This is a genomic window from Thermostichus sp. MS-CIW-37 (genome assembly GCF_054060065.1).
Map to the genome: position 1 here is coordinate 90,790 of NZ_JBSSCV010000009.1, position 12,226 is coordinate 103,015.

At 59.9% G+C, this 12,226-nt stretch carries 12 protein-coding genes and 1 tRNA gene; 11 read left to right on the forward strand and 2 right to left on the reverse strand.

What is annotated here, in order from left to right:
• The first annotated feature begins 85 nt into the window (after window positions 1–85).
• The 4 genes from ACVWYZ_RS06030 (at window position 86) to ACVWYZ_RS06045 (ending at window position 4,095) form a co-directional block, all read left to right on the forward strand.
• Complete coding sequence (locus ACVWYZ_RS06030) at window positions 86–1,363, forward strand: S41 family peptidase (RefSeq protein WP_457466507.1); 1,278 nt, start codon at window positions 86–88, stop codon at window positions 1,361–1,363.
• 135 nt (window positions 1,364–1,498) lie between these two features.
• Window positions 1,499–2,053 (forward strand): phycobiliprotein lyase, encoded by a 555-nt coding sequence (locus tag ACVWYZ_RS06035; RefSeq protein ID WP_414356093.1) that lies wholly within the window; start codon window positions 1,499–1,501, stop codon window positions 2,051–2,053.
• A gap of 16 nt (window positions 2,054–2,069) precedes the next feature.
• Window positions 2,070–2,582, forward strand: coding sequence for a tetratricopeptide repeat protein (locus tag ACVWYZ_RS06040; protein WP_011433231.1), 513 nt, complete (start codon window positions 2,070–2,072; stop codon window positions 2,580–2,582).
• Between the two features lie 172 nt (window positions 2,583–2,754).
• Window positions 2,755–4,095 carry a hypothetical protein gene (locus ACVWYZ_RS06045; RefSeq protein WP_457466508.1) on the forward strand — a complete coding sequence of 447 codons (1,341 nt, stop codon included), beginning with the start codon at window positions 2,755–2,757 and terminating at the stop codon, window positions 4,093–4,095.
• Between the two features lie 123 nt (window positions 4,096–4,218).
• Here ACVWYZ_RS06045 and ACVWYZ_RS06050 read toward each other — a convergent pair whose 3' ends face one another.
• Window positions 4,219–4,536 (reverse strand): DUF3067 family protein, encoded by a 318-nt coding sequence (locus ACVWYZ_RS06050; RefSeq protein WP_414375168.1) that lies wholly within the window; start codon window positions 4,534–4,536, stop codon window positions 4,219–4,221.
• 183 nt (window positions 4,537–4,719) lie between these two features.
• On the opposite strand from ACVWYZ_RS06050, the gene ACVWYZ_RS06055 reads away from it, so the two are divergent.
• Both ACVWYZ_RS06055 and ACVWYZ_RS06060 read left to right on the forward strand, forming a co-directional pair.
• A complete protein-coding gene (locus ACVWYZ_RS06055; RefSeq protein ID WP_414351678.1) occupies window positions 4,720–5,238 on the forward strand; it encodes a cytochrome b6-f complex iron-sulfur subunit in 519 nt (172 codons plus the stop codon).
• Between the two features lie 228 nt (window positions 5,239–5,466).
• Window positions 5,467–6,450: an apocytochrome f gene (locus ACVWYZ_RS06060; protein WP_414423627.1), complete on the forward strand. Its 984-nt coding sequence runs from the start codon at window positions 5,467–5,469 to the stop codon at window positions 6,448–6,450.
• Window positions 6,451–6,514: 64 nt separating this feature from the next.
• Here ACVWYZ_RS06060 and ACVWYZ_RS06065 read toward each other — a convergent pair whose 3' ends face one another.
• Entirely contained in the window at window positions 6,515–7,327 is an 813-nt protein-coding gene (locus ACVWYZ_RS06065) for a PhzF family phenazine biosynthesis protein (protein WP_457466512.1), read from the reverse strand.
• A 214-nt stretch (window positions 7,328–7,541) separates the two neighbouring features.
• Here ACVWYZ_RS06065 and groES point away from each other — a divergent pair, with 214 nt between their 5' ends.
• The 5 genes from groES (at window position 7,542) to ACVWYZ_RS06090 (ending at window position 12,099) form a co-directional block, all read left to right on the forward strand.
• Entirely contained in the window at window positions 7,542–7,853 is a 312-nt protein-coding gene (gene groES, locus ACVWYZ_RS06070) for a co-chaperone GroES (protein ID WP_011433225.1), read from the forward strand.
• 90 nt (window positions 7,854–7,943) lie between these two features.
• Window positions 7,944–9,578 (forward strand): chaperonin GroEL, encoded by a 1,635-nt coding sequence (gene groL / locus ACVWYZ_RS06075; protein ID WP_011433224.1) that lies wholly within the window; start codon window positions 7,944–7,946, stop codon window positions 9,576–9,578.
• A 334-nt stretch (window positions 9,579–9,912) separates the two neighbouring features.
• The gene (locus ACVWYZ_RS06080; RefSeq protein WP_457466509.1) at window positions 9,913–10,707 is read left to right on the forward strand and encodes a DUF429 domain-containing protein; all 795 of its coding nucleotides are present in this window, start codon (window positions 9,913–9,915) and stop codon (window positions 10,705–10,707) included.
• A gap of 115 nt (window positions 10,708–10,822) precedes the next feature.
• On the forward strand, window positions 10,823–11,986 hold the full coding sequence (locus ACVWYZ_RS06085) for a GuaB3 family IMP dehydrogenase-related protein (protein ID WP_457466510.1): 1,164 nt from the start codon (window positions 10,823–10,825) through the stop codon (window positions 11,984–11,986).
• Window positions 11,987–12,027: 41 nt separating this feature from the next.
• Window positions 12,028–12,099: transfer RNA gene (locus ACVWYZ_RS06090), tRNA-Val, on the forward strand.
• The last annotated feature ends 127 nt before the right edge of the window (window positions 12,100–12,226 follow it).

The window sequence follows — 12,226 nt, forward strand, 5'->3', positions numbered from 1 at the left end:
TGGGAACCAAGATCTTGATCCCAGTAGGCCAGGCAAGTTTTCGATATTGCGTTTTGTTCATGTTTCTTAATGTTTTTTGGGATCGATGGTTGTGCAGAAGCCGAGATACACAGGGATCCGCTGGAGAGGGTGGGGGATCCGCATTGTCTTGCTTGGGTGTTTGCTCTGGGCGAGTTTGGGCATTGGCGCCTGTCCAGGGCAGGCCAGCCGTTGGGGAGAAGAGCAGCAACTGCTGGCGCAGGCTTGGGCCTACGTGGATCGGGCCTATGTGGATCCGGGGTTTAACGGGCAAAACTGGTGGCAGGTGCGGCAACGGTTTCTCTCCCGGCCCTTAAAGGAGCGCAAGCAGACCTATCAGGCCATTGAGGAGATGTTGGCCACTCTGGGGGATCCCTTTACTCGCTTTCTGGACAGAGAGCACTACCTCAGCCTGCAGACCTCTACAGCCGGCGAGCTGAGCGGTGTCGGCTTGCAGATTGCCATCGATGAGCAGGGGGCGGTGCGGGTGATTGCCCCCATGGAAGGCACTCCTGCCGAGCAGGCCGGGATCCAACCCCAGGATGAGATTTTGGCGGTGGATCGGGTGCCGGTGGCGGGGCTGAGCCTGGACGAAGTGGCCGAGCGGATGCGGGGGCGCAGCGGCACGCCGGTTACTTTGAAGCTGAGGCGGCAGGATCGCATTTGGGAGGTGGAGCTGGTACGCCAATCGATCACCATCAACCCCGTGCGCACCCGTTTTTTTGAGCTGCCTCAGGGATCGGTGGCCTACATTCGCCTCAGCCAGTTCAACGGCAATGCTGCCGCTCAAGTCCGCCAAGCCATTCGAACCGCAGAAGCTCAAGGGGTGCGGGGCTACATTCTCGATTTGCGCAACAATCCGGGGGGACTCTTGCAGGCGGCCATTGAGATCGCCCGCTTCTGGATCCCCAAGGGTGACATTGTGCTGGTGACGGATCGCCACGGCATTCAAGACAGCATTCCCGCCACCGGCGAGGTGCTCACAGAGGCACCGCTGGTGGTCTTGGTGAACCAGGGCAGCGCCAGTGCCAGTGAAGTGTTGGCCGGGGCACTTCAGGACAGTGGGCGAGCTCAACTGGTGGGAACGCGCACCTTTGGCAAGGGTCTGATTCAATCCCTGCTGGAGCTGGCGGATGGATCGGGGCTGGCGGTGACCACGGCCAAGTACCTTACCCCCAGCGGCCACGACATTCATCGCCAGGGGATCCAGCCCGATGTGGTGGTGGCGGAGGGATCCGTTCCTCTGACGGCGGAAACCTTGGCCGGGCCGGAGGACATCCAGCTCCAGCGAGCCCTGGAGTTGTTGGGGCAGCTCCAAGGGATCCGGGTGGCCAAAAGCCCGTGAGGAAGGGGATCCCACGGTAGAACTCAATCGTTGGCATTCAGGATTTGGATTCCTGGTTGTTTTCGATTCGTTTTAGGATCGAAAGCAGGGTTTCCCGTCCAGCGCTGATCTCTGACTCTGTCCGCTCCCGCCCGCATGAACGCTATCCAGCAATTTCACCACTTTTTCAACTGCTGCATTGGAGCTTGGCGCACAGAGCGCACCTACCATTACCTAGACCGTGGCGAGGTGGAGCGCTCCCGCACCGAGTTCACCATTCGCACCCTCACCCCTGAGCTCAAGCACAAGGTGCTCGCCGACAACAACTACCCCAACCACAACGTGGATGGTTTTCTGGGCTTTCACTTGGCTTTTGAGACGGTTTCCGAAAAGGGTGAGGAGGCCGGGCAAGAGCTGAACATGCTGTTCGTCCCTCGGCAGGAAACCCCCCTGGGGCTGCAGGGAGACTACCTGCGGGATCGGGCCTATGAGGAAGATCGCCCGATGGTGGCGACTTTCCGGTTTGATCCCGGATCCCTGCAACTGGTGATGACCACCACCTACACTCGTGTGGTTGCTGTAGATACCATCACTCTACTGAATCCGCGCCTGCGCCTGCGGCAGATCCTTACCTACCAACGTCCCCCTCAGGGTCAGCCTTTGCAGGAGCTGTTGCTGGTGGGGTTTGGGGTAGAACAGAAGCTGACCTAGCCTGCGGATCCTGAGCATGACGCTTCCCAAAGACCTGAGATTGTCTCAGCACTTAGCTCTGATCCAGTTGAGGTTCGAGCGAGGACAATACCGGCAGGCGCTAGAGGAGGTTAAGCAGGCCCAAAGCCGCTATCCGCAGTCGGGTAAGCTACGGCTCTGGCAGGCCCTGGCCCAAGAAGCCCTTGGCGAAACGCAGGAGGCCATCCTGTTGGCCCAAACCTTGCTGCGCAACCCAGATCCAGAAGTTGCCCAGCAGGCTCGCTATGTCTTGGGTATCTGGCAAGCCCCTCGTCTGCGGCGTCCAGCGGAGTGGTTGAGCGAAATTCCCGATCTCAGCCGGCTGGAGGAAGCTGATCCCCCAGAGTACCGCTTGGCCTATGGGCGCTCCCAACGCAAAGGCCCTTCCCCAAGATCTGGGGATCCCCTCAGCCGCCGGGCAGCGGATCCCCCGTTGGACACTAAGCCCCTCATCTGGGTGTTGATCGGGATCCTCTCGACCCTGCTGGCCGTGATGGCTTGGCTGCCCTAGAGGGGGGTACAACCGTTCTGGAAGTGAGATCTACAACGATTCTCGTCGCTGCGGGGTTAAGGGGAGATACTGGGAATAGAGGAGACGCTAGGTCTAGCTCAGGGGAGCGGATCTGCGTCCTAGGGATCCCGACAGGCTCCTCGGCAATTGGGGCAGAAAGCGGAGGTTAAGAGTGGCTACCCAAACATTGGTGATGGATGCAGTGGAACAGTTGGGCCTGCGGGTCACGCTGGGAGATATTGCATCCAGCACGGGCTTAGCTTTACACGAGGCCAAACAAGAGCTACTGAATTTGGCCCAAAAGGCGGAGGGGCATCTCCAGGTTTCCCGGCAGGGGGAGATTACCTACGTTTTTCCACCGGATTTTCGCAGCATTCTCAAGCGCAAGGAGCAGCAGGATCGGCTAGCAGCCCTGCGTCGCCGGTTGTGGGGGGGCTTCCTCTATGGGTTGCGCATCTCCTTTGGCATTCTGCTGGTGGTGTCAATTGTCTTGATCGTCCTGGCGTTGATTGCCTTGCAGATGGCCAGTAGCCGCGAGCAGGACAATCGCAGCCGGTCGCGGGGGATAGGGTTTTACTACTTCCCCAATCTTTGGATCGGCAACCCCTTCTGGGATCCTTACCCCTACTATGGGAGCTACTCCGGTCGGACGCGCCCCCGCCAGCCGCAAAAATCCGAGCTGAACTTCCTGGAAGCGGTGTACAGCTTCCTCTTTGGGGACGGGGATCCCAATGCCAACCTGGAGGAGGAGCGCTATGCCCTCATTGGCCAACTGATTCGTGCCAATGGGGGGGTGATCGCAGCGGAACAGGTGTTGCCCTACCTGGATGTGGAGCCGGGATCCCCGGCCTTGGAATACGAAGATTACATGCTGCCCATTTTGCTCAAGTTCGACGGTCAGCCGGAGGTCAGCGAGGACGGGGACATTGTCTACCGCTTTCCGGAACTGCAGGTGGCCGCCTCAGAGCGTGAGCCCAAGAGGATCCCCGAAGTGTTGCAGGAGAAACCTTGGGTGTTCAGCCGGGCCACGCCTGGTCAACTGACCCTGTCAGGGGGTTTGGGAGTTCTCAATTTCTTTCTGGCCGCCATTCTCTATGGGGCACGGGAAGAGGTGGCAGCGGCAGCCGGCAGCAATGCTTTTTTAGCCTTCATCTACCCGTTGATTGGGTTTCTGTTTCTCTACGGCAGCCTCTTTTTGGCGGTGCCCGCCGTTCGGTGGTTGACCTTGCAAATCCGCAACCAGGGAGTGGAGCGTCGCAATCGTGTCCGGCAGCTTTGGCGAGAGCATCTGCAGCATCCCACAGAGGCGCTGCTGCGCAAACTCAACTTTGCCCGCCGCTTCCGCCGTCAAGAAGTTGTGCAAGAGTCGGACACCATTTACTCAACCGATCGGGATTTGATCGAGCAGCGGGACTACCGTCTGGACGAGCCGGTGTTCCGCCAGCTTTTGGAATCCAAAGCTCAGCAGGAGTACCCGGAAACCGAACAAGTGCGCCAGCAGCGTCCGCTCTAGAAAGGGCATGGCCTTTGGGCAAACTCCCGGTCTACCGTTTAGGCCGAGACAGATTCGAGTTTCTTGGCCAGCCGGCGAATCCAGCGCTTGGGTTTGCTTGGACTTCTTTCTCCCCCGGAGAACTCACAGCAACCACTCCGAGACCCGCTCCCCCACCTTCTGCAAATCCAGAGGAATGGCCACCGCCTTGCCCATACGAGGTCTCTGACGGGTGGACTCGATCTCCCGGCGCACCGATTCCCACACCCCCCAAGCCTGCAAATGGGCCAGCACTCTCTCCAAGTGGGCCAGATACTCCGCCTCGCTCAAGGGAAAGGAGGGCTGCTCCAGGTAGCGCCACATCACCAGCAGCACCACCTTCTGCTGGATACGGCGCAACTGTACGTCGTAGGAACAGCCCCACTTCTCGCGCAACAAAGCTTGAAAGTCGGATCCCTTCATCAGGACTGCTTGAGACTGGCTTGGATCTGGCTCCAACCTTGCCGGGTGGGCCGCTCACCTTGGGAAGAAAGGCTACGGCCTCTTCCAGCGTTGCATTTCTTAACGATATTGGCCAGAGGGGTCGGTTAGGATGATGTCGCTTGTCAACGAACGTTAAAACTTCTCAGGTTTGCATTTGCCATTATGACGGAAGCGGTTAGCAACTTTGAAGCGCCCCCCATGAGCCGGCGGGTTCTTCTCAATGCCCTGCTCAGTGGCTCTGTGGGAGTCGTAGTGGTGGGCGCCCTCTACCCGGTGGTGAAGTACTTTATCCCGCCCTCTTCCGGTGGAGGGGGTGAGGGCCTCATCGCTCAGGACGCCCTCGGCAAGCCCATCAGCGTCAGTGAGCTGTTGGCCACCCATGCTGCCACGGACCGGGTGCTGGCCCAAGGTTTGAAAGGGGATCCCACCTACATCGTGATCGACAATGGGGCGGTGGCCAACTACGGCCTCAACGCGGTTTGCACCCACCTTGGCTGCGTGGTGCCCTGGAATGTGGGGGAAAATTTGTTTAAGTGCCCTTGCCACGGATCCCAGTACGCGGCCAATGGCAAGGTGATTCGGGGGCCGGCTCCCCGCTCGCTGGAGCTGGTGAGCGCCACGGTGGATGGCGACAACGTTCGCTTCAGCCCCTGGCAAGGCCCTGATTTCCGGGAGACCTAAAGGGCAAGGGATCCCGCCGGTTCTGCCCAGGCAATTGCGTCAGCGGTGCGGAGCACCTTTCCAGTCCAACTGTTGACCGGCCCCTGATCTCCCTGATCTAGAAGGATGGTGAGGTAAGGATCCTGGCTGTGCCGGCTTTTGCCGAACGATTTGGGGCAAATTGTCGAGATGGCTGTTCCAAGACTGTGTCCTAAACCTGTGATGGAAATTCATTCTGAGCTGAGAGTTATGAAGCGAATCTGCTTGGCCTTCTGTGGGCTGCTGCTGTTGCTGGGGATGGGGGCACGTCCGGCGGCAGCCTACCCCTATTACGCCCAGATGGCCTACGACAACCCCCGCGAGGCGACCGGAAAAATTGTCTGTGCCAACTGCCACCTGAACGCCATGCCCACTCGCGCCGAGGTGCCGCAGGCAGTCACCCCCGGCCAGGTGTTCACCATCAAAGTTGGGATCCCCTATGACCTGAGCAAGCAGCAGGTGCTGGCAGACGGCAGCAAGGGTGGGTTGAATGTGGGCGCGGTGGTGGTCTTGCCGGAGGGCTTCCGCCTGGCCACCGAAGCCGAAATGACCGAGGAACAGCGGCAGGAAACCGCCGAGACCTACATCACCCCCTACAGCGACGCGAAGCCCAACATCCTCCTGGTCGGGCCTTTGCCGGGCGAGCAGCATCAAGAAATCGTCTTCCCGGTGGTGGCCCCTGACCCGAAAGAGGATCCCTCGGTGGCCTTCATGAAGTATCGCGTTTACATCGGGGCCAACCGAGGTCGCGGTCAGCTTAACCCCGACGGCAGCCTCAGCAACAACAACGTTTTCCGCGCTCCGGCCACCGGGCGTCTAGTCAACATCGCCACCCTCAACTCCGATATCAGCGATCTGCCGGCTGAATTGGCCAGCCTGGTGCCCCCGGAATACGAGCTGCCGGGCACGAGAGTTCTCAGCTTCGAGACCGAAAGCGGGATCCAAAACCTGGTGGTGCCGCCTGGGCCGGAACTGGTGGTTGCTGTTGGAGACAGCGTCAAAGAAGGGGATCCCGTCACCAACAATCCCAATGTGGGCGGCTTTGGCCAGGTGGAGCGGGATCTGGTGCTGCAAAGCCCGGAGCGGGTGAAATGGCTGGTGGCTTTCCTGGCAGCCGTTACGATTGCCCAGCTCTTATTGGTGCTCAAGAAAAAGCAGGTGGAGCTCATTCAAGCCGCCGAAATCCTCGGCTAGCTCAAGCTCTTTCCTAGCCTGCACCTCGGAAGCATATCCGGGGTGTTTTTTGTTCGGTAGGGTTCTAAGGCAGCCTCAGCTCTCCTCTGATCACCAGCACCGCTTGCCCAGCAATCTCCACCCGTGAGCCTCGATCTCGGCACCACAGCTCGCCCCCGCGGGCCGAGAGCTGGTGAGCCTTCAAATCAAGTCGGCCCAGGCGTTTGGCCCAATAGGGCATCAAAAGACACTGGGCGGATCCCGTCACCGGATCCTCCGGGATCCCCAGCCGAGGAGCGAAAACGCGGCAGACGAAATCCGGCCCATCCTCTAGATCCGCCCCAGAGGCTGTGACGATCAACCCCGGGACGGGGAGTGCTTGAACCTGGGCCAGATCCGGTTGCACCTGCTGCACCTGTCCCGCCGAAGCCAGCACCGCTACCCCCATGTCCCCCCGGTATAGCTCCACGGGTGGGATCCCCAAAGCCGCTGCCACCTGCTCCTTGGCTTCTGGCCAAGGTTCCGGAGTTTGAGCAGGAAAATCCATGGCCAGGCGATCCCCTTGCCGCCGCACCTGCAACAGGCCACTGCGGGTGGAAAAGGCTACCCTCTCCGCCTCAGGATGCACCTCGGTGAACAGCACATGGGCACCAGCCAAGGTGGCGTGGCCACAGAGATCCACCTCCGTCGTCGGCGTAAACCAGCGCAGCCCATAGTGGGGAACCTCGCCCTGGGATCCCTGAGGCAGTAAAAAAGCCGTCTCCGATACATTGTTCTCCGCCGCAATGGCTTGCATCAGCGCCTCTGGCAACTCCTGGGGCAGCAGACACACCGCTGCCGGATTGCCGCCGAAAGGCACCGCCGTAAATGCATCCACCTGAAAAAACGGGATCCACACCTTCTCAACCCAGCCCAACTCAGGTCATGATCCCACAGCAGACCCCAAAGTAGGGGGATCCGCACCCCGACCGCACCTGCCAAAAGCGGGATCCCGCTGACAAAGGCTATTGTCAGGCCAGAAAGTTGGCTGATAAACTAGCACTCGTAAGTCGAGAGTGCTAAGTCGCTTCCCCTCGGGAAGCGGAATTAATGGAAAGAGGAGGACATTCGTCATGGCTGCAGTGGCTCTTAACGTCTCTACCCTGAAGCCGCTGGGCGACCGCGTGCTGGTCAAAATCGCTCAGCAGGACGAGAAAACCGCAGGTGGGATCTTCTTGCCGGACACTGCCAAGGAAAAGCCCCAGGTGGGGGAAGTGGTTGCTGTTGGCCCTGGCAAGCGCAACGACGAGGGCAAGCTGATCCCGATGGAACTGAAAGCCGGCGACAAAGTGCTCTACTCCAAGTATGCCGGAACCGAAGTCAAGCTGGGCAGCGATGAATATGTGCTGTTGGCCGAGCGGGACATTCTCGCCATTGTTCAGTAATGGTCAGTGATTCAGCAGCAGTTCAACGAACGATTGAATCCTTGAGACTCTGTTTCACCCTTACTTGCGTTTGCATCTGAGAGGTTGACTATGGCGAAATCGATCATTTTCAGCGAGGAAGCCCGTCGCGCTCTAGAGCACGGCATGGATATTTTGGCAGAAGCCGTAGCCGTTACCCTGGGTCCCAAAGGGCGCAACGTCGTGCTGGAGAAGAAGTTTGGCGCCCCCCAAATCATCAACGACGGGGTAACCATTGCCAAAGAAATCGAGCTGGAAGACCACATTGAGAACACAGGCGTTTCCTTGATCCGGCAGGCGGCTTCCAAGACCAATGACACGGCTGGGGATGGCACCACCACGGCCACGGTCTTGGCTCACGCCATGGTGAAAGAAGGTCTGAAAAACGTGGCTGCCGGCGCCAACCCAATTGCCCTGAAGCGGGGGATCGACAAGGCGGTGAAGTTTTTGGTAGACAAAATCGCCGAACATGCCCGCCCGGTCGAAGATTCCAAAGCCATTGCCCAGGTGGCGGCCATTTCCGCCGGTAACGATGAAGAAGTGGGCCGTATGATTGCCGAGGCCATGGACAAAGTGGGCCGCGAGGGGGTGATCTCCCTGGAAGAAGGCAAGTCCATGACCACCGAGCTGGAAGTGACGGAAGGGATGCGCTTCGACAAGGGCTACATCTCCCCTTACTTCGTCACCGATACCGAGCGGATGGAAGCGGTTCTGGAAAACCCCTACATCCTCATCACCGATAAGAAGATCACCCTGGTGCAAGACCTGGTACCGGTTCTGGAGCAGGTGGCCCGCGCCGGTCGTCCTCTGCTGATCATCGCCGAAGACATCGAGAAAGAAGCGCTGGCTACCCTGGTGGTGAACAAGCTGCGGGGTGTGCTGAGCGTGGTAGCGGTAAAAGCCCCTGGCTTCGGGGATCGCCGCAAGGCCATGCTGGAAGACATCGCCATCCTGACCGGTGGTGAGGTGATCAGCGAAGAGCGCGGCCTGAAGCTGGAGAACGCTCGCCTCGATTCCTTCGGCACTGCCCGTCGCGTCACGGTAACCAAAGACAATACCACCATCGTGGCGGAAGGCAACGAAGCGGCTGTGAAAGCCCGTTGCGAGCAAATTCGCCGTCAAATTGAGGAAACCGACTCCACCTACGACAAAGAAAAACTGCAAGAGCGCCTGGCCAAGCTCTCCGGCGGTGTGGCAGTGATCAAAGTGGGCGCGGCCACTGAAACCGAGATGAAAGACCGCAAGTTGCGCCTGGAAGATGCCATCAACGCCACCAAAGCGGCGGTAGAAGAAGGGATCGTTCCCGGCGGCGGCACCACCTTGGCACACCTGATCCCGGTGGTAACCGAGTGGGCGCAAGCCAACCTGTCCGGCGATGAACTGGTGGGGGCCAACCTGGTCGCCCGCGCTCTGGGCGCTCCGCTGCGCCGCATTGCTGAGAACGCCGGCCAAAACGGCTCCATTGTGCTGGAGCGGGTGAAAGATAAGCCCTTCAACACCGGCTACGATGCTCAGAACGACGCCTTCGTGGATATGTTCGAGGCGGGCATTGTAGACCCGGCCAAGGTTACCCGTTCTGCCCTGCAAAACGCCGCTTCCATTGCGGGGATGGTGCTGACCACCGAAGCAATCGTGGTGGACAAGCCCGAGCCCAAAACCAACACGCCGGCAAGCAGCGGCAGCGGCATGAGTGACTACGACTACTAATCCGTTGACCGCCACAGCGAGGTGGGTCCCTGAGGCTCACCGAAGAGCCCATGGGCACTTCGCTTCCTGGCCAGGCATCTTGGATGAATCTTTCGGGATCCCCTGGTGGGATCCCTTTTCTTGTGGATTTTCATCAAGACGCAGGCAATCCGGCGGGATCATTCCCAATACCCATGCAACAGCAGCGCAACTGTCTGTGACGTTGATCCCCCTCTACCTTTGGGAGAGGGGCTGGGGGTGAGGGCGCCGGAGCCATGCAATCGGGAACTGCCTCAAACTGGTTTTTTGATAACGACTCTGATTCTGTCCAACTTGAAGAGAAGGGGAAGGCGGTGTGGCTCAGTTGATCTGCATTGGCCTGGATCTGGCCTGGTCAACCCGCAACCCTTCCGGTCTGGCCACGCTGCGAGTCCAGCTCGGGGATCCCGGCAGGCAAAACTTGACAGGCCATCTGGTCGATAGCCGCATTCTCCAAACGGATGAGGAGATCCTGGACTACATTCAAGCTCAGGCGGGAGGGGATCCCTGCTTGGTGGCGGTGGATGCGCCCTTGCGGGTTCCCAACCTCACAGGACAACGGCGGGCCGAGGCAGAACTGAACCAGGTGTTTCGCGCCTATGCAGCCGGGGCCCACCCAGCCAACCGCCGGCTTCTAGAAAAAGACGGCCAGGTGAGAGGGGAAGCCTTGGTGCAAGCCCTAGCCAGTTATGGCTTTCGGGAGCAGGCCAGCATCGAGCGAGGAAAACTTACCCGCCAAGTGACCGAGGTCTTCCCCCACAGCGCCTTGGTCAGCCTCTTTGGCCTCAGCCGCACTCTAAAATACAAGGCCCGCCCTCGACGCACCTGGCCGGAACGGCAACAAGCCTGGCAGCTTTACCAGCATCATCTGCGCTCTCTGGCTGCCGCTGACCCAGCTCTCCGGGGCCACGAAGCGTTGCTCCAAGTGGAGGTGGGATCCCTCAAGAGCCGTCGGCTCAAAAACTACGAAGATCAAGTGGATGCCTTGATGTGTGCTTACATCGCCCTCTACGGGTTCCGTTGGGGATCCGAGCGCTGCCGCAGTTTCGGCACCCTGCAAGAAGGGCACATTTTCACGCCCCTGCCCCCTCGAACCTTTGGGGCGGATTGAGACCCGCTCCGGGATCGCAGGTGGAAATCCCAACCAGAAGAACAAAACTCTCGCTAGCCTTGGATCCCTCCTTGGCGGCATGATAAGAACAAGGGATCCGCAGAACAGGGGAAAAATGGACGTGCAACTGGGCCGCAATCGGCAGGCGAGACGCGCTTACGGGCTGGATGAAATCGCGCTGGCCCCAGGCAGACGAACGCTGGATCCCAGCCTGGTGGATACCCACTTCACCCTGGGAGGGATCCAACGGCAAATCCCCATCATCGCCAGCGCCATGGATGGCGTGGTGGATGTGCGAATGGCCATTTTGCTCTCGGAGCTGGGAGCTTTCGGGGTGTTGAACCTGGATGGCATCCAAACCCGTTACGCCGATCCCGATGAGGTGTTGGCTCAGATCGCGTCGGTGGGCAAAGACGAGTTTGTGCCCCTAATGCAGCGCCTCTACAGCGAGCCGGTGAAGCCAGAGCTAATCCAAGAACGCATCCGCCAGATTAAAGCCTCCGGCGCCATTGCCGCCGCTAGCTGCGTGCCCGCCCACGCCGCCCAATACGGCCCCCTGGTGGCTGAAGCCGGGGGGGATCTGTTTTTCGTTCAGGCCACGGTAGTTTCCGTCCACCACAAGGTGCCCGAGGGCATGCAGAAGCTGGATCTGGCCCAATTTTGCCGGTCGATGTCCATTCCTGTTGTGGTGGGCAACTGCGTTACCTACGATGTCGCTCTGGAGCTGATGCAGGCCGGAGCTGCCGGTGTCTTGGTGGGGATCGGCCCGGGGGCTGCCTGTACCTCCCGCGGCGTGTTGGGGGTGGGGGTACCACAGGCTACAGCGATTGCCGACTGTGCCGCTGCACGGGAGCAGTTTTTGGCGGAAACCGGCGCCTACGTTCCCATCATTGCCGATGGGGGATTGGTGACCGGTGGCGACATTTGCAAGGCCATCGCTTGTGGAGCCGATGCAGTGATGATCGGATCCCCCCTGGCCCGCGCCTATGAGGCCCCCGGTCGCGGCTTTCATTGGGGCATGGCTACCCCCAGCCCCATCTTGCCCCGCGGCACCCGCATCCGCGTGGGATCCACCGGCACCTTGGAAGAAATCTTGCGCGGCCCCGCCCGCCTGGACGACGGTACCCACAACCTCTGGGGTGCTCTGCGCACTAGCATGGCCACCCTGGGGGCTGCCAATCTCCGAGAAATGCAGCAGGTGGAGATCTGCATCGCCCCCTCCCTCCTGACCGAGGGCAAGGTGTACCAGAAGGCGCAGAGCTTGGGCATGGGGAAATAGTCCCTTGGGAATGCTAAACTCGGTGGACTGGGATCCTTCAGGGGCGGTTAGCTCAGCGGTAGAGCGCCTGCCTTACAAGCAGGATGTCACTGGTTCGAGTCCGGTACCGCCCATCCCCACCGGAGCTTGCAGCTTGAGAGCTCTGTCTCAGCTAGAAATCGCAGGAGCCCCGCACTGTACCCGTAGGGTCAGTGTCGGGAGGAATGCGGAAGTTATGATAGAACCATGACCCAAGTCCTG